The organism is Streptomyces sp. NPDC006332, from assembly GCF_040612855.1.
GTDB lineage: Bacteria > Actinomycetota > Actinomycetes > Streptomycetales > Streptomycetaceae > Streptomyces.
The window spans coordinates 259180-276536 of sequence record NZ_JBEXRA010000001.1 but is presented as its reverse complement, the minus strand read 5'-3'; the positions used below and the strand labels follow the sequence as shown (position 1 = coordinate 276536).

Annotated in this window: 11 protein-coding genes; 2 read left to right on the top strand and 9 right to left on the bottom strand. The window is 68.4% G+C overall.

The features are described 5' to 3' along the window. Positions 1-155: 155 nt before the first annotated feature. The 7 genes from ABZ027_RS01090 to ngcE all read right to left on the bottom strand — a co-directional run bounded on the left by ABZ027_RS01090 (position 156) and on the right by ngcE (position 8393). On the bottom strand, positions 156-1451 hold the full coding sequence (locus ABZ027_RS01090) for a sugar ABC transporter permease (protein WP_356763005.1): 1296 nt from the start codon (positions 1449-1451) through the stop codon (positions 156-158). Then, positions 1448-2248: an ATP-binding cassette domain-containing protein gene (locus ABZ027_RS01085; protein WP_356763003.1), complete on the bottom strand. Its 801-nt coding sequence runs from the start codon at positions 2246-2248 to the stop codon at positions 1448-1450. The genes ABZ027_RS01090 and ABZ027_RS01085 overlap by 4 nt, the downstream gene beginning before the upstream one ends. Before the next feature lie 202 nt (positions 2249-2450). Beyond that, positions 2451-3551 (bottom strand): substrate-binding domain-containing protein, encoded by a 1101-nt coding sequence (locus tag ABZ027_RS01080; RefSeq protein ID WP_356763431.1) that lies wholly within the window; start codon positions 3549-3551, stop codon positions 2451-2453. Between the two features lie 133 nt (positions 3552-3684). Next, positions 3685-4884 carry an ROK family transcriptional regulator gene (locus ABZ027_RS01075; RefSeq protein ID WP_356763429.1) on the bottom strand — a complete coding sequence of 400 codons (1200 nt, stop codon included), beginning with the start codon at positions 4882-4884 and terminating at the stop codon, positions 3685-3687. Positions 4885-5068: 184 nt separating this feature from the next. Beyond that, a complete protein-coding gene (locus ABZ027_RS01070; RefSeq protein ID WP_356763001.1) occupies positions 5069-5992 on the bottom strand; it encodes a carbohydrate ABC transporter permease in 924 nt (307 codons plus the stop codon). Positions 5993-5995: 3 nt separating this feature from the next. Next, positions 5996-6922, bottom strand: a complete 927-nt coding sequence (locus tag ABZ027_RS01065) for a sugar ABC transporter permease (protein WP_356762999.1) — start codon at positions 6920-6922, stop codon at positions 5996-5998. A 16-nt stretch (positions 6923-6938) separates the two neighbouring features. Continuing rightward, the gene (ngcE, locus tag ABZ027_RS01060) at positions 6939-8393 is read right to left on the bottom strand and encodes an N-acetylglucosamine/diacetylchitobiose ABC transporter substrate-binding protein (protein WP_356762997.1); all 1455 of its coding nucleotides are present in this window, start codon (positions 8391-8393) and stop codon (positions 6939-6941) included. Between the two features lie 378 nt (positions 8394-8771). Between ngcE and ABZ027_RS01055 the strand changes: the two genes are divergently transcribed. Together ABZ027_RS01055 and ABZ027_RS01050 are read left to right on the top strand one after the other, a co-directional pair. Further along, a complete protein-coding gene (locus ABZ027_RS01055) occupies positions 8772-12605 on the top strand; it encodes a GH92 family glycosyl hydrolase (protein WP_356762995.1) in 3834 nt (1277 codons plus the stop codon). Between the two features lie 20 nt (positions 12606-12625). Then, on the top strand, positions 12626-14620 hold the full coding sequence (locus ABZ027_RS01050) for an alpha-glucuronidase (protein ID WP_356762992.1): 1995 nt from the start codon (positions 12626-12628) through the stop codon (positions 14618-14620). Positions 14621-14643: 23 nt separating this feature from the next. On the opposite strand, the gene ABZ027_RS01045 is transcribed toward ABZ027_RS01050, so the two are convergent. Continuing rightward, a complete protein-coding gene (locus ABZ027_RS01045; RefSeq protein WP_356762989.1) occupies positions 14644-16656 on the bottom strand; it encodes a beta-galactosidase in 2013 nt (670 codons plus the stop codon). Then, positions 16653-17336: a hypothetical protein gene (locus tag ABZ027_RS01040; protein WP_356762987.1), complete on the bottom strand. Its 684-nt coding sequence runs from the start codon at positions 17334-17336 to the stop codon at positions 16653-16655. Before ABZ027_RS01040 ends, ABZ027_RS01045 begins: the two co-directional genes overlap by 4 nt. Positions 17337-17357 lie beyond the last annotated feature (21 nt).

The window sequence follows — 17357 nt, the reverse complement described above, 5'->3', positions numbered from 1 at the left end:
TTGCCGGGCTCGTCGAGTCTAATGTTCCGGCTGTGCGGCCGACGCCCGGGCGGTGCGTGATAGGTCACGCGATCGGCTGTACCCACGATGTGCCGTTCCTACGACATGACTGTGCCCGGCACCATCGCGGGCGCCGGGCACAGCAGTTCGTGCGGTTACGCGCGACCCGCGGTCTTCTGTGTCTTGCGGGTGACCGAGTCGATCACGACGGTGGTCAGCAGAACCGCCGCGGTGATCATGTACTTGACCGGCTCGGCGATGGACTCCAGCTGGAGGCCGTACTGGATCGAGACGATGACCAGCACACCGAGGAGCGCGTTCCAGGTCCGGCCACGGCCACCGAACAGCGAGGTGCCGCCGATGACGGCCGCGGCGATCGCGTTCATCAGCAGGTCACCGGTGCCGGCGCTCTGGTTGGCCGACGCGATCTTCGACGCCAGGAACAGGCCGCCGACCGCCGCGAGACCGCCGGAGATCGCGAAGACCGAGATCCGGACCGCGGTGACGTTGATGCCCGCACGCCGGGACGCCTCGACACTGCCGCCGAGCGCGAAGATCTTGCGGCCGTAGGCGGTGCGCCGCAGCAGGAAGTCGGTCGCGATCAGGAACACCAGGAACACCACCGTGGCCAGCGGCAGACCCTTGTACTGGTTGTACATGTAGGCCGCGGCGAAGGCGATGACGGCCAGCAGCACGGTCCGCAGGACGGTGTCGCTGAGCGGCCGGGACGGGACGCCCGCGGCCTCCCGGCGCCGGTTGCCCAGGAACGAGGTGAGGAAGAACACCGCGACCATGACCGCGGCCAGCGCGTACGCGGCGGCCACATCCGTGAAGAAGTACGTGGTCAGCTTGCCGATCAGACCGTCGCTGTCGAGGTTGATGGTGCCGTTCTCGCCCAGGATCTTGAGCATGAAGCCCAGCCAGAACAGCAGACCGGCCAGGGTCACCGCGAACGCGGGAGCGCCCAGTACGGCGAAGAAGAAACCGTGCGCCGCGCCGATGGCGGCGCCCGCGGCCACGGCGACGAGCACCGCCAGCCACTCCGGCCAGCCCTGGTTGACCGCCAGGACGGCCGCGATGGCGCTGGCCGCGCCACTGACCGAGCCGACCGACAGGTCGATCTCGCCGAGCAGCAGCACGAAGACGATGCCGACGGAGATCATGCCCGTGCCGACCATGGTGACGGTGATGTCGCTCAGGTTCTGCGCGGACAGGAAGTTGGAGTTCAGGCTCTGGAAGACGACGCAGATGACGATCAGGCCGATGACGACCGGGATCGAGCCGAGCTCGCCGGTCTTCATCTTGCGCTTGAACTCACCGAGGTAGCCCGTCAGGCCCTGCTCCCGGACGAGGAGCCGGGGGTCGACCGCGGTCACCGCGGCCGCTGCCGCATCGGGGTTGTCGACGGCGACGTCGGTCTTCGATGTCGCGGAGGTCTTGTCGAAACTCACTTGGAAACCTCCCCGTTCGTGCTGGTCGTGCGGGCCGCACGACGGGTCACGGCGTTTTCGGTGGCGCCGGTGATGGCGGAGATGATCTCCTCCTGAGAGGTCGTCTTGACCTCGAAGACACCGTTGTTGCGCCCCAGGCGCAGCACGGCGACCTTGTCCGCCACCGCCTTGACGTCGGCCATGTTGTGGCTGATGAGGATCACCGCGTGGCCGCGCTCGCGCAGCCGCTCCACGAGGTCGAGGACCTGCGCGGTCTGCTCGACACCGAGGGCGGCGGTGGGCTCGTCCAGGATGACCAGCTTGGGCTCGCCGAGCATGGAGCGGGCGATGGCCACCGTCTGGCGCTGGCCGCCGGAGAGCGAGGCGATCGGGATACGGACGCTCGGGATACGGATGGACAGCGTGCGCAGCAGCTCCTGCGAGCGTCGCTCCATCTCGACCTCGTCGAGCACGCCCCACTTCCTCACCTCGCGGCCGAGGAAGAGGTTGCCGACGACATCGATGTTGTCGCACAGCGCGAGGTCCTGGTAGACCGTCGCGATACCCAGGGCCTGGGCGTCGTGCGGCCGGTTGATCTGGACGGACCTGCCGTCCCACTCGATGACACCCTCGTCGATGGGGTGCACGCCGGCGATCGTCTTGACCAGCGTGGATTTTCCGGCGCCGTTGTCGCCCACCAGGGCGACCACTTCACCGGCGTGGACCTCAAGCTCTACGTCGGTGAGCGCCTGAACGGCACCGAACCGCTTGGAGACCCCGCGCAACGCCAGCACGGGCGTAGCGGACACGTGAACCATCTCCTTCGCCGCCTGACCCGGCGGGAGGTTGTGCAGAAAGAAGTCTGGGGGATGTTCCGTCCGGCGCCCCGCAACGAGCTTGCGGGGCTGTCTGATGTGCGGGGCGCCGGCGGAGCCTGGGGAGCAGCCGTGTCCCCACGGGAGATTCCGGTACGGGGGCTCTTGGCCGAACTCCCGTACCTGGAAGGGGACTTGAGGCTGCTTACTTGATGCCGGCCTCGTCGCAGGCGGCCTTGTACTTGCCGGTGCAGATCTCGGCGGCGGTGTAGAAGCCTTCCTTGATGACCGTGTCGTTGACGTTGTCCTTGGTCAGCGAGACGACCGGGACCAGGACGGACGGGACGTCGTTCGCGCTGCCGCTGGAGACCTTGTCCTTGGCGATGGAGCCCAGGCTCTCGCCCTTGGCCAGCGCGACGGCCATCTCACCGGCGACGCCGGCCTCCGTCGGGTACGACTTGAACACGCTCATGTACTGGTCGCCGACGAGGATCCGCTGGACGGCGGAGAGTTCGGCGTCCTGGCCGGTGACGGGGACCTTGAGACCGGCGGCCTTGAGGGCGGTGATGACACCGCCGGCCATGCCGTCGTTCGCGGAGTAGACGCCCGCGATGTTCTTGCCGCCGACCGCGGAGATCGCCGCCTCCATCTCGGAGTTGGCGTTGTCCGGCGACCACTCCTTGGTGTCGTACTCCTTGGCGATCGTGACCTTGCCGTCCAGGGCGGAATGGGCGCCCGCCTTGAACTGGGCGGCGTTCGGGTCGGTGACCGAACCGTTGACCATGACGATCTTGGAGGACTTGGTGGCCTTGGCACCCAGGGCCTTCAGCAGGGCGGCGCCCTGGGTCTTGCCGACCTCCTCGTTGTCGAACGAGGTGTAGGCGCTGATCGGGCCTTCGGCGAGGCGGTCGTAGGCGACGACCTTGATGCCCTGGTCCACGGCCTTCTGGACCGAGTTCTTGATGGCCTTCGCGTCCACGGGGTCCACGATGAGCACGTCCACCTTGTTGGTGATCATCGTGTCGACCTGCTGGGACTGCAGGCTCGCGTCCTGCCGCGCGTTGTTGTACAGGACCTTGGCCTTGTTGTCCGTGAGCTCCAGGATCTTCTTCTCGATCAAGGGCCTGTCGAACTTCTCGTACCGCGCGGTCTTGTTCTCCGGAAGGAGCAGACCGACCTTGATGTCGTTGCCCTTCGACGGGGAGCCGGAGGACTCGGCCTTGTCCCCGGACTCCTTGGCGCTGCCACAGGCGGCCAGTGAAACCGCCATGGCACTGGCGGCGACAGCAACGGCGGCACGACGCATACGCGTATTCACTTCAGAAACCTCCCTGACGAGGCCGCGTCATTGCGGCCGAGGTGGCTGGAAGTCAACTCGGCCGCACGTGCGACGTCAAGAAGTAAATCCTTAACGGGTTGGCAACGGTGCCATCCGTTCTCTAAGTGAAGGCGGGTGTCGCCGCATGCAGCGTGCCGTCCAAAAGGGTCGAATCGCCCATCTCGCTGAGCGCGAGGGCGAGCGCTCCGAGCACTTCGGCACGACCACCGAGGGCCCCTGGGAGAACGGAGAGCTGGCGTGCCGCACTGGGGATCGCATAGCGGCCCACGGACTCCCTGATCGGCCCGAGCACCAGCTCACCGGCCTCGGCGAGATCACCGCCCAGGACCACCCGGCTCGGGTTCAGCAGATTGCAGAGGTTGGCGACTCCACTGCCGATATGGCGGCCGACGTCGGCGATCACCCGACGGCAGCCAGGATCTCCGTCCCGCGCCAGGCGCACCACGCCTTCCATCGTCAGGTCGGTGCCGTGGCTGGACTGGAGCAGCGGCAGCACATAGCGCGCGGCCGCGAAGGTCTCCAGGCAGCCCCGGTTTCCGCACCGGCAGACCGGGCCGGACTCGTCAAGTGTAATATGTCCGATTTCTCCTGCGGTGCCCCCGGGCCCGCGGTAGATCTTCCCGCTGATCACCAGGCCCGCGCCGACACCGCTCGCGACCTTGATGTAGGCCAGGTCGCGCACCCCCCGCCCGCTCCCCCAGACCAGCTCGCCCAGGGCGCCGAGGTTGGCGTCGTTGTCCACGTGGACGGGCACGCCGAGCCGGCCGCGCATCTCCTCCGCGGGCCGGGTGCCGGACCAGCCGGGCAGGATGGCGGTCGAGCCGAGGGTGCCGGACTCCACGTCGATCGGGCCGGGGACGCCGAGCCCCACGCCGGCGATCTTGGAGCGGTCCACTCCGGTGGCCTCGATCAGCCGGGTGACCAGCTGTTCCGCCCGATCGAACCCCTGCGCCGAGGAGGCGTCCACATCCAGCGGCTCGGACTCCTCGGCCAGCACCTGATGGGCCAGGTTCCCGACCGCCACCCGCAGATGGGTGTGCCCGAAGTCGACCCCTATGACGATGCCGGCGTCCCCGCTCAGGGAGACGCTGCGGGCCCTTCGACCGCCCGCCGAGGTGGGCGTGACCTCGACGGTTCCGCCGTCCTTGAGTTCGCGCACGATGTTGGAGACGGTCGCAGCCGACAGGCCCGTCGTCCGCGCGATCTCCGCCTGCGTGAGCGACCCGGCCAGCCGCACGGCTCGTACGACCCGCTCCAGGTTGGCTCGGTGCAGCGACGACTGCGACCCCGGAGTCTCCACGACGACCTCCTGCGCGCGGGGCCGCTTCAACGAGGCCCCGTCTATGTCCAACTAGTGAACTCTAAGCTGACGCGTTCGGGTTGCCTCCCGTCAAGAGGTTGAACCGCATCCGGATTCTTGAACAGGCAAGCGAACGCCGCCCCCGGTCAGCCGGGAGCGGCGCCGCACACCGTGGTTCGAGCGGTTACTTCAGGGCTCCGGCGGTCAGTCCCTGCACCACCTGACGCTGGAAGACGATGTACGCCGCGAGCACCGGCAGCATCGCCATGACCAGGCCCGCGAACAGGCCGGACCAGTCGCCCTTGTAGCCCTGGCTGACCGCCAGCTGCACCAGGCCCTGGGTCAGGACGCGCTTGTCCGGGTCGGTGTTCAGCACGGTCGGCAGCATGTACTGGTTCCACTGCCCCAGGAAGTTGAAGATCCCCACGCTGATCAGGCCGGGCTTGGCCATCGGCAGCATGATCTGGAAGAACGTCCGGGAGTGCGAGGCCCCGTCCACGAACGCCGCCTCCGCGACCGAGGTCGGCAGGGTGCGGAAGAACGCGGTCAGGAAGAACACCGTGAACGGCAGCGAGTAGGCGATGTAGACCAGGATCAGCCCGTGGATCGTGTTCAGCAGGCCCATGTTGTTCACGACGTAGAACAGCGGGACCAGCGCCAGCATGATCGGGAAGCTCATGCCGCCGATGAACAGGTAGTAGATGAACCTGTTGCCCGGGAAGTCGAAGCGGGCCAGCACGTACGCCGCCATCGAGCCGAGCACCAGGGTGCCGATCAGCGACCCTCCCACCACCAGGATGGTGTTGAGGAAGTAGTCGCTCATGTTGGCCTCGGTCCAGGCCCGCGACCAGTTGTCGAAGTGCAGCGCGTCCGGCAGTGACCAGGGCGAGCCGAAGATGGCGCTGTCGCTCTTGAAGGACGTCATGACCGCCCAGACCAGCGGCAGCACGACCATGATCGCCCAGATCACCAGGATCCCGTGCGAGAAGGCGTTGAGGACGCCGCCCTCCTTCTTCTCCTTCCGAACGGGGCCGGCCGGGACGTCGACCTTGGCGACGGGCACACCGGACTCGGCCGGCAGCGGGGCGGGGGGCTCGGTCGTCTTCATCTGTCAGAACTCCAGCCGCTCGCGTCGTCCGAGCCGCATCACGAGGGCGGCGAAGGCCAGCGTGACGACGAGCAGGGCGACGCCGATGGTGGTGGCGTAGGCGGCCTGCCCGTCACGGAACGCCTTCTGGTACACGTACAGGACCATGACGGTGGTCGAGTAGTCGGGACCGCCCGGCCCGGTCGTCATGATCTGCACGACCGCGAACGACTCGGCGCCCAGGGCGAGGATGCCCATGTAGACCCAGCCGGACTGCACGGTGTCCCACAGCAGCGGCAGGGTGATCCGGAAGAACGTGGTGGCCCGGCCGGCCCCGTCGAGCAGCGCCGCCTCGTACATGTCCGCCGGGATGGAGGCCATACCGGCGGAGAAGAGGACCACGAAGAAGCCGACCGTGGACCACACGAGCACCGCCATCACACACCACAGGGCCAGGCTCGGGTCGCCCAGCCAGAGCGGCTGGACGCTGTCGAGGCCGATCCCGCGCAGCAGCGAGTTGATGGCACCGCTGTCCGGGTTGTACGCGAAAGCAAACAACAGGGCGACGATCGCGATCGAAAGCACCTGCGGGAAGAAATAGACGATCTTGTAGAAAGAGGAACCCCGAACTCCGGAAATGACCGGGCCGCCCCTCCTCCTGCGCCCGCCGACATTGATCATGAAGGCGAAGAACAGCGCCAGGCTGATCGTCACGAGCGGCAGCACGACCGCGAACATCAAGCTGTGCTGCAAGGACTTCCAGAAGATCTCGTCGTCCAGCATCCTCCGGTAGTTGTCCAGGCCGACCATCTTGAATTCGGGGCTCAGGCCGGTCCAGTCCGTGAACGAGTAATAGATGGACTGGATGAACGGCCAGACCACGAAGAGCGCGTACAGTCCGAGGGGCAGAGCCAGAAACCCCACGATGAACCGGTACTTGCCGTGCTGCATCGCTTCTCCGGTCCGTCTACTGGTGCTTGTAGTGCTTGATCGAGCTGTCCTTGGCGGTCTCGTCCGCGTAGCCCTGGATCTTCTTGATGGCCTCGGCGGGAGTGAGTCGGCCGGCCATCATCTCGCCCAGGCCGGAGACCCCGATCTTCTCCTTCTGCAATTGCACGTACCAGTCCTGCATCCGCGGATTCACCACGTTGCTGCCGGCCTTCTCCAGCGCCGCGACACCGGACTTCAGGCCCGGGGTGAGGGTGATGCCGTCGGTGCCGCCGTTGTACGCGGTCAGCGACTTGACCTTGCTGGTGAAGTTCTTCGAGGACGCCTCGCTGAGCATGATGCGCAGCTGCTCCATGCCGCCCTCGCCGTTCTTCGCCTTGGCCGGGACGATGAAGGGCTCGCCGCCGGAGGCCCAGATGGTGCCGAAGGGCATCTTGTCGGAGGAGTCGATGCCGGTGGGCGCGGAGACCGCCAGGTTGAAGTCCTTCGGGATGACGTTCGCCGACTCGTTCTCCACCCAGGAGCCGTTCGGGATGAACAGCGCCTTGCCCTTGGCCCAGGCGGTCTGCGACTGGATGTGGTCCAGACCGGGGGTGCCCTTGAGGATGTAGCCCTTCTTGTAGAGCTCGTAGTAGGCCTCGAAACACGCCTTGACGGCCGGGTGCTTCCAGGCGTTCGGCTCCAGGTTGTCGATGGCGTCGAGCACCTCGACACCGCCCACCTTGCCGATCATCGGGTAGAGCGAGAAGGGGAGGTAGTACGGGTACTTGCCCGCGTACGTCCAGCCCGCCATGCCCTTCTTCTTGGCCTTCTCGCACACCGCGAGCATCTGGTCCCAGGTCTCGGGATAGGTGGCGTCGAGCGAGTCCAGGGCCTTCTGCGAGTACCAGACGCCGTACACCGTGTAGGCGTAGTACATGATCCAGACCGGGTCGCCGTCGAGCTGGCCCATCTCCACGATGCCGGGGCGCAGCGTGTCGCGGACCTTCTTGTTCGGGTCGTCGTAGGAGGGGGCGTCCAGCAGCGGAGTGAGGTCGGTGAGCTGGTCTTTTCCGGCCAGGACGCCCATGTCCATCTGCTCGGCGCCGGAGTTGTCGATCAGGTCCGGCGGGGTGCCCTGGTTGAAGCGGGGCTGGAGCGTGGACTGGATCTTCTGGGTGGCGGAGAACTTCACCTTCGCCTTGGGGAAGTTCTTCTCGTAGATCTTCACGGCGTCCTCGGCGTACTCCTTGCCGAAGCCGCCGTCGAACAGGACGAATTCCATTCCCGCCGTGTCGTTCACGGCCAGCGGGTTCTTCGCGGTCTTCTTGCCCGCCTTGGCCTTGTCGCCGCTGTCGTCGCCGCCGCTGCTCGCGCAGGCCGACAGGAAACTCATGGTGGGAACGGAGATCAGGCCCAGCGCGGCCGACCGCTTGATCAGATCACGGCGGCCGACACCACCGGTGCCGTTGTTCTCGGCAGAAGTGGATCCCATGCTCAAGTCCTCGCCTTCTCCAGGACTCAGGCGGTGAACCGGATCCTCCCGGGCACCGCGGTCAGGTCAAACCGGGTCGTGCAGGAATTGCAGATCGTCACGATGGTCATGACGTGCGGATCGTGTGAATTGCCGACAGGTATAGTCCACTCCCTGCCAGCGGAGCAAGATCGAACGCAGGGTTGGCCACGGGTCTTTTCCGAGTTGAGACCTCGCGGAAATATGAGCGGGCTGTGTACCGCTTGCCGGAAAAATCCCTGACATAGCCCCCGAATGCCGCAGTCAACACCCTTGACATCACTGTCCACTTGAGCAACTACTGGTCCTTGCGCACAGAAGTTGACAACGTTGTCCCCAGCGCAGGAGGGGTGCTCGCGTATGCGGCAGCACAGGGTTCGGCTCAGACGGGGTTTATCGGGTGGGCGGGGTACGGCGGTCGTGCTGACGGCCGCCTTCGCGTTGGCGGTGAGCTCTCAGGGGGCGGCTGTGGCCCTGCCCCAGGCGCCCGCGGCCGCCGAGAGCGGGTTCGCGTCCTCGTTCGAGGCGGACGATCCGGCACCCGACTGGCTCAACACGGTCGACACGACGCCGGACGGCGGCAAGCGCGCCTCAGGCGTCGACGGCGGCTACAGCACCGGCATCCCGGGCAACATCACCGACCATGTCACGGAGGTGAGGGCGAGCGCCGAGAACACCGGCGGCGGCGAGGTGAAGGGCAACCTCGTCGACGGCGAACCCGGCACCAAGTGGCTCGCCTTCGAGCCCGCCGGCTGGGTGGAGTTCGACCTCGACCGGCCCGCCAAGGTGGTCACCTACGCCCTGACCTCGGCCAACGACCACCCCGAGCGCAACCCGAGGGACTGGACCCTCAGGGGCTCCACGGACGGCAAGGACTGGAAGACGCTCGACACCCGCGCGGACGAAACCTTCTCCGAACCGTTCCAGACGAGGTCGTACGACATCCCGGCGGACGCCGTCGGGGAGTACCAGCACTTCCGGCTGGACATCACGAAGAACAACGGCGCCTCCGACATCGTCCAGCTCGCCGACGTGCAGTTCTCCAAGGGCGGGAGCACCGGGCCTGTTCCGCAGGACATGCTCTCGCTGGTCGACCGGGGGCCGAGCGGCTCGCCCACCGCGATGGCGGACGCCGGATTCACCGGAAAGAGGGCACTGCGTTACGCCGGTCGCCACACGTCGAAGGGGCGGGCGTACTCGTACAACAAGATCTTCGACGTGAATGTGGCGGTCGACCGGCTGACCCGGCTGTCGTACCGGATCTACCCGGCGATGGCGAGCACCGACCGGGACTACGACGCGACGAACGTGTCGGTGGACCTGGCCTTCACCGACGGCACCTTCCTGAGCGAGCTCGGCGCGAGCGACCAGCACGGATTCGCGCTGTCGCCCGAGGGGCAGGGCGCCTCGAAGGTGCTCTACGTCAACCAGTGGAACAACGTGGTCTCGCGGATCGGGTCGGTCGCGGCCGGGAAGAAGGTCGACCGGATCCTGGTGGCCTACGACTCCCCGAGCGGGCCGGCGAAGTTCCGCGGCTGGCTGGACGACGTGACGCTGGAGCGGGTCGCGCCGGAGAAGCCGAAGGCGCATCTGTCGGACTACGCGCTCACCACCCGCGGCACCAACTCCAGCGGCGGCTTCTCGCGCGGCAACAACTTCCCGGCCGCCGCGGTCCCGCACGGCTTCAACTTCTGGACGCCGGTGACCAACGCGTCGTCGCTGAGCTGGCTGTACGACTACTCCCGGGCCAACAACGACGACAACCTGCCGACGATCCAGGCGTTCAGCGCGAGCCACGAGCCGAGCCCGTGGATGGGCGACCGGCAGACCTTCCAGGTGATGCCGTCGGCCGCGTCCGGCACCCCGGACACCGGTCGTGAGGCGCGTGAGCTGGCCTTCCGGCACGAGAACGAGACCGCGCGGCCGTACTACTACGGAGTGCGGTTCGAGAACGGGCTCAAGACGGAGATGGCGCCGACGGACCACGCGGCGGTGCTGCGCTTCACCTATCCCGGTGACGACGCGAGCGTCGTCTTCGACAACGTGACGGACCAGGCGGGGCTGACGCTCGACACCTCAGCCGGTGTGGTGACGGGGTACTCCGACGTGAAGTCCGGGCAGTCGGCGGGAGCCACCCGGCTGTTCGTGTACGGCGAGTTCGACAAGCCCGCCAAGGAGGGCTCGGCGAGCGGGGTCAAGGGCTACCTGCGCTTCGACGCGGGCGCCGACCGGACCGTCACCCTGCGCCTGGCCACTTCTCTGATCAGCCTCGACCAGGCGAAGGACAACCTGCGCCAGGAGGTCCCGGACGGGAAGTCCTTCGACGACGTCAAGCGCGCCGCCCAGCGTGCCTGGGACCGGATCCTCGGCAAGGTCGAGGTCGAGGGTGCCACCCAGGACCAGCTGACCACCTTGTACTCCAGCCTGTACCGGCTGTACCTGTACCCCAACTCCGGCTTCGAGAAGGTGGGTTCGAAGTACCAGTACGCCTCGCCCTTCTCCCCGATGCCGAGCCCGGACACCCCGACGCACACCGGCGCGAAGATCGTGGACGGCAAGGTGTACGTCAACAACGGCTTCTGGGACACCTATCGGACCACCTGGCCGGCGTACTCCCTGCTGACGCCCTCTCAGGCGGGCGAGATGGTCGACGGGTTCGTCCAACAGTACAAGGACGGCGGCTGGACCTCACGCTGGTCCTCCCCCGGCTACGCGGACCTGATGACCGGCACCTCCTCGGACGTGGCCTTCGCGGACGCGTACGTCAAGGGCGTCGACTTCGACGCGAAGTCGGCGTACGACGCGGCCGTGAAGAACGCGACGGTCGTACCCCCGTCCGCGGGTGTGGGCCGCAAGGGCATGGCGACCTCGCCGTTCCTCGGCTACACGAGCACCGACACCCACGAGGGACTGTCATGGGCTCTGGAGGGCTGCCTCAACGACTACGGCATCGCGAGGATGGGGCAGGCGCTCTACGCGAAGACCCACGAGAAGCGCTACAAGGAGGAGTCGGAGTACTTCCTCAACCGCGCCCAGGACTATGTGAACCTCTTCGACTCGAAGGCCGGTTTCTTCCAGGGCCGCACCGAGACCGGTGACTGGCGCGTCGAGTCCTCGAAGTACGACCCGGCGGTGTGGGGCTTCGACTACACCGAGACCAACGGCTGGGGGTACGCCTTCACCGCCCCGCAGGACAGCCGGGGCCTGGCCAACCTGTACGGCGGACGCGCGGGGCTGGCGAAGAAGCTGGACGCGTACTTCTCCACCCCTGAGACGGCCTCGCCGGACCTCATCGGCTCCTACCCCGGCGTCATCCACGAGATGACGGAGGCACGGGACGTCCGGATGGGCATGTACGGGCACTCCAACCAGGTGGCCCACCACATCAACTACATGTACGACGCGGCCGGCCAACCCTGGAAGACCCAGAAGAACGTCCGCGAGGTGCTGCAACGCCTGTACGTCGGCAGCGAGATCGGGCAGGGCTACCACGGCGACGAGGACAACGGCGAGCAGTCGGCCTGGTTCCTGTTCTCCGCGCTCGGCTTCTACCCGCTGGTGATGGGCAGCGGCGAATACGCCGTCGGCTCCCCGCTGTTCACCAAGGCGACGGTCCACCTGGAGAACGGCCGGGACCTGGTCGTCAGGGCGCCGAAGAACAGCACGAAGAACGTGTACGTGCGGGGACTGAAGGTCAACGGCCGTTCCTGGACGTCGACTTCGCTGCCGCACTCGCTGCTGGCGAAGGGCGGGGTCCTGGACTTCGACATGGGAGCGAAGCCGTCGTCGTGGGGCACCGGCAAGAACGCCGCCCCTGTGTCGATCACCCAGGACGACCGGGTGCCGGCCCCGCGTGCGGACGTACTGAAGGGCGCGGGTGCCCTGTTCGACAACACCTCGGCGACGGACGCGAGGGTGGCCTCGGCCGTGGACCTGCCGGTCTCCGGGCGGGTCAAGGCGCTCCAGTACACGCTGACCTCGTCGGCGGACCGGACGAAGGCGCCGGCCGGCTGGACGCTCCAGGGCTCCGCCGACGGGACCACGTGGAAGACGCTGGACGCACGTTCCGGGCAGTCCTTCGCGTGGGACAGACAGACCCGTGCGTTCTCGGTGAAGACCCCGGGTAGCTACCAGAAGTACCGTCTGGTCGTCGATGGCGAGGCGGTGGTGTCGGAGGTGGAACTGCTCGTCTGAGCAGCCGAGTTGGGGGTTCCGTGCCGTTGAGCGTGCCTGTCCTGCCCGAGGATGCCGACCCGGCCTGGCTGCCGCCCGAGGCCTTTCGGCCGCTCGGCGGGCGGCGGACCCTGATCCGCGGATCGGGGCCGCTGGTGGAGACGGTGCACGCGGAGGTGGCCGAGGCCTGCGCCCGGTTCGGTGGTCGTGTCGTACGCGACCCCGAGCCGGGCGCTCCCGGGTACGACCTGGTGCTGGAACTGACGGGCGCCGAGGAGTCCGAGGCCTTCACCTTCCTCCGCGAGGGCGGCCGGACGACCGTGACCGCGTCCGGGCAGGCCGGGCTGCTGTACGGCCTGTTCCACGTCGTCCGGCTCGGCGAGGAGGCCTTCGCGGGGGAGCCGACTCGGCGGAACCACCGTCCGGCGGTGGCGCTGCGGATGGTGGACCACTGGGACAACGTGGCGGTGCACCCGGTCATGGGCCAGGTGGAGCGCGGCTACGCGGGCGGTTCGCTGTTCTGGGCGGACGGCCGGGCGCGCCGGGAGCAGGCCCGGGTGCGCGCCTACGGTCGGCTGCTGGCCGCCTGCGGGATCAACGCGGTGGCGGTGAACAACGTCAACGTGCACGAGACTGAGGCGCACCTGCTGACGGACCGGATCGGTGAGGTCGCCGACATCGCGGCCGCGTTGCGTGCGTACGGGATCAGGACCCATCTCTCGGTCGGCTTCGCCTCGCCCCTGGTGCTCGGCGGGTTGCCGACGGCCGACCCGCTGGACGAGACGGTGCGCGGCTGGTGGGCCGAGGTGACCGCGCGGGTGTACGAGGCGATACCGGACTTCGGCGGCTACGTGGTGAAGGCCGACTCGGAGGGGCAGCCGGGCCCCTTCGCGTACCGGCGCAGTCACGCGGACGGCGCGAACATGCTGGCCGCCGCACTCGCGCGGTACGGCGGGACCGTGCACTGGCGGGCCTTCGTCTACGACCACCGGCAGGACTGGCGGGACCGGACGACGGACCGGGCGCGGGCCGCGTACGACCATTTCACCCCGCTGGACGGGGAGTTCGCCGCCAACGCGATCCTCCAGGTGAAGCACGGTCCGCTGGACTTCCAGGTGCGCGAGCCGGTGTCACCGCTGATCGGCGCGATGCCGCGGACCCGGCTGGCGGTGGAGGTGCAGGCCACCCAGGAGTACACCGGGCAGCAGCGGCACGTGTGCTGGCTCGGGCCGATGTGGAGCGAGGTGCTGCGGTTCCGGCCGGCCGGGCGGGAGCCCGTCGGGGAGTTGGCGCGGGGCGGCCTGGTGGCGGTGTCCAATGTCGGCGACGACCCGTTCTGGACCGGGCATCCCCTCGCCCAGGCGAACCTGTACACCTTCGGACGGCTGGCCTGGCGGCCGGACGCGGATCCCGGCGACCTCCTCGACGAGTGGATCCGGCTCACCTTCACGCCCGGCGCGACCTCGGACCCCGGTCGCCTGGAGGCGGGGCTGCACGCCGTGCTGGACGGTTCGTGGCGGACGTACGAGAAGTACACCGCGCCGCTCGGGGTGGGCTTCATGGTGCAACCGGGCCATCACTACGGCCCGAGCGTCGACGGCTACGAGTACAGCCCCTGGGGGACCTACCACTTCGCCGACCGGGACGGCATCGGTGTCGACCGGAGTGTGGCGACCGGGACGGGCTACGCGGGCCAGTACCCGGGGCCCTGGGCCGAGGTGTACGAGCCGCCGGACACCTGCCCCGACGAACTGCTGCTGTTCTTCCACCACATGTCCTACGGGCACCGGCTGCACAGTGGGAAGACGGTGATCCAGCACATCTACGACACCCACTTCGAGGGCGTGGAGGAGGTGGCGGAGGCCCGGCGGGCCTGGGCCGCTCTGGTGGACCTCGTCTCCCCGGCGCGCCACGCGCGGGTCGCGGAGCGGTACGAGGAGCAGCTCCGCAGTGCCCGCGAGTGGCGCGATCAGGTCAACAGCTACTTCTTCCGCAAGTCAGGTGTGCCCGACGCACATGGGCGCCGTATCTACTGAAGCCGCGGCTACTGAAGTCGCCTCTACTGAAGTCGCAGGATCACTGTGCCGAGCGGATCGAGGGTGAGCGGCTCGCCCTGGGCGACGTGTTTGCCGGTGAGCAGGTCGGTGGCGGTGACGTGGGCGGTCAGGTGGGCCGGTTCGGGGGCGTGGTTGAGGAGGAAGAGGAGGCGGGTCCCGTCGGGGGCGACGCGGGTGGCGGACTCGACGGTCGACTGGTCGGCGTACGGGCCGAGCAGGTCGTGGCGGGCGAGGACCCGGCGTACCACCTGGTCGACGCCCGGCTGGTCCAGGGCGGTGGCGACGTACCAGCCCTCCCCCTCGCCGAACCGGTTGCGGGTCACCGCGGACGTGCCCGCGTAGAAGTCGGCGCCGTAGGTGCCGACCGGCTCGGCGCCGCGCGGCTGCACGATCTCGAAGACGAGGCGTGCCTCCGCCTCGAGTTCCGGGATGTGCTGGGCGAACTCCGGTGACCGGGCGTCCCATTCGTCGACACGGATGCCCATGAGGGAGGCGAGTGGACCGGGGACGTCGGCGAGGAAGGCCAGGTCGTGTTCGTCGACGCGGCCGGAGAGGAAGGTGGACAGGACCGTGCCGCCGCGAGCGGCGACCGCTTCGAGGCGGGCGGCCAGGTCGCCCTTGACCATGTGCAGGACGGGCGCGAGCACCACGTCGTACGGCGTGAGGTCGGCGGTCTGCGGGACCACGTCCAGGTCGGCGCCGGCCTCGCGGGCGGCCCGGTAGTAGGCGTGGACGGTGTCCTGGTAGCGGACCAGGCGGGACGGGCCGTCGGAGATCTCCAGGGCCCACCAGCTGTCCCAGTCGAAGACCAGGGCGGTGCGGGCGGGAGTGCGGGCACCCAGGGTCGCGCTGCCCAGCAGCTCCAACTCCCGTCCCAGGTCCGCTACTTCACGGAAGACTCGGGTGTCGTCGCGGCCCGCGTGGCCGATCACCGCCCCGTGGTACTTCTCGCAGGCGCCGCGGGAGGCGCGCATCTGGAAGTAGAGGGCGGCGTCGGCGCCGTGGGCGACGGCCTGGAAGGTGGCGAGCCGCAGTTCCCCGGGTCGCCGCAGCGGGTTGACGTCACGGCAGGCGGTGGTGGACGGGGTCTGTTCCATCAGCCAGAAGGGGGCGCCGTCCCCCAGGCCGCGCATCAGGTCATGGGCGAGGGCGGGCCAGGTGGGCGGGGCGTCGAGGGGCGGGTAGCTGTCCCAGGACACGAAGTCGAGGTGGGGCGCCCAGCGGTGGTAGTCGAGGGGGCGAAACATGCCCATGAAGTTGGTGGTGACGGGGGTGTCGGGGTCATGGACGCGGATCACCTCCTTCTCGGCGAGGAAGCAGCCGAGCAGCGCGTCGGTGGTGAAGCGGAAGTAGTCGAGGGTGGTGCCCTGGAAGGCGGTGTGGTCGGGGCCGCGCCAGTGTTCGGTGAGGGCGCTGGGGGGCTCGATCTCGTCGAAGTCGGTGTAGCGGTGCGACCAGAAGGTCGTGTACCAGGCGTCGTTGAGGGCGTCGAGGGTGACGTACTTCTCGCGGAGCCAGCGCCTGAACGCGTCGGCGCACAGCTCGCAGTAACAGGTGCCGCCGTACTCGTTGTTGATGTGCCAGGCGAGCAACGCCGGGTGGTCCGCGTACCGTTCGGCGAGCCGTGCGGCCAGCGCGGTGGAGAGTCGTCGGTACGCGGGTGAGCTGGGGCAGAAGTTGTGGCGCTGGCCGTAGCGGTGCCGTCTGCCCTCGAAGTCGGTGCGGCACACCTCGGGGTACTTCCTGGCGAGCCAGGGCGGCAGGGCGGCCGTGCCGGTGGCCAGGCAGACCTGCCGTCCCTCGGCGGCGGCCCGGTCGAGGATCCGGTCCAGGATCGTGAAGTCGTAGGTGTCCTCGGCCGGTTGGGTGAGCGACCAGGAGAAGACACCGACGGTGAGGGTGTCGATGCCGGCCCGGGTGAACAGGCGGTGGTCCTCGTCCCACACCTCCTGCGGCCACTGCTCGGGGTTGTAGTCGCCGCCGTAGGGGATCTTCGGGGTGCGGGGCGGTGTCATGCGGTGAAGTCCTCCTGGGTCTCGGCGATCACCGACCGGCTGCCGTGCAGCAGGGACAGCAGCAGTGGGGCGGCGAGCAGGGCGGGCAGGGCCTCGGTGAGCAGGACGGTCATGGCGCTCGTGAGGACGAGCAGCGAGGCGGCGCCGAGGGTGGCTCGGCCGCGGCGGATCAGGAAGTACCCGGCGAGGCGGGCGGTGTCCCGGGCGCGGAAGGCGAACAGCGAGGTGAGCACGAGCGCGTGCGCGCCCCACAGGAGCGAACCGACGCCGATGACCGCGAGCAGGGCGGCCCACCAGCGGGGCAGTCCGGTGGCGGAGAAGTGGGTGAGGGTGAAGCCGATCACGGTGAGCCAGGCCAGCAGCGGCGTCCACAGCTTCAGGGCCGGGAGCGCGTTGAGGCGCCAGCCACGCCGGTAGGCGCGGGCCGGGTGGAGGTCGGTGAGGTCACGGTCGCGGTGATGGAGCGCGTACAGGGCGGCTGACAGGGCCGGGCCGAGAGGCAGCAGGCATACGGCGGCCAGCGGCAGGTTGGCCGGGTCGGTGCCCACGACCAGCAGCCCGGCCAGGCCGGGTGCGGCCGCGCAGAGCAGCAGGACCTCGACGGTGACCAGGGTGTGGATCAGCGCGGCGGCGCGGGAGAGGGGACCGTCACCGAAGGCGGTGGCCTGAGGTGTGCTCACTGCGCGTGCTCCCTTCCGGGC

Coding starts and splice junctions, on each gene's coding strand:
- ABZ027_RS01080 (WP_356763431.1), bottom strand. CDS start 3,551: ATGCGTCGTGCCGCCGTTGCTGTCGCCGCCAGTGCCATGGCGGTTTCA.
- ABZ027_RS01085 (WP_356763003.1), bottom strand. CDS start 2,248: ATGGTTCACGTGTCCGCTACGCCCGTGCTGGCGTTGCGCGGGGTCTCC.
- ABZ027_RS01045 (WP_356762989.1), bottom strand. CDS start 16,656: ATGACACCGCCCCGCACCCCGAAGATCCCCTACGGCGGCGACTACAAC.
- ABZ027_RS01055 (WP_356762995.1), top strand. CDS start 8,772: ATGCGGCAGCACAGGGTTCGGCTCAGACGGGGTTTATCGGGTGGGCGG.
- ngcE (WP_356762997.1), bottom strand. CDS start 8,393: ATGGGATCCACTTCTGCCGAGAACAACGGCACCGGTGGTGTCGGCCGC.
- ABZ027_RS01070 (WP_356763001.1), bottom strand. CDS start 5,992: ATGAAGACGACCGAGCCCCCCGCCCCGCTGCCGGCCGAGTCCGGTGTG.
- ABZ027_RS01065 (WP_356762999.1), bottom strand. CDS start 6,922: ATGCAGCACGGCAAGTACCGGTTCATCGTGGGGTTTCTGGCTCTGCCC.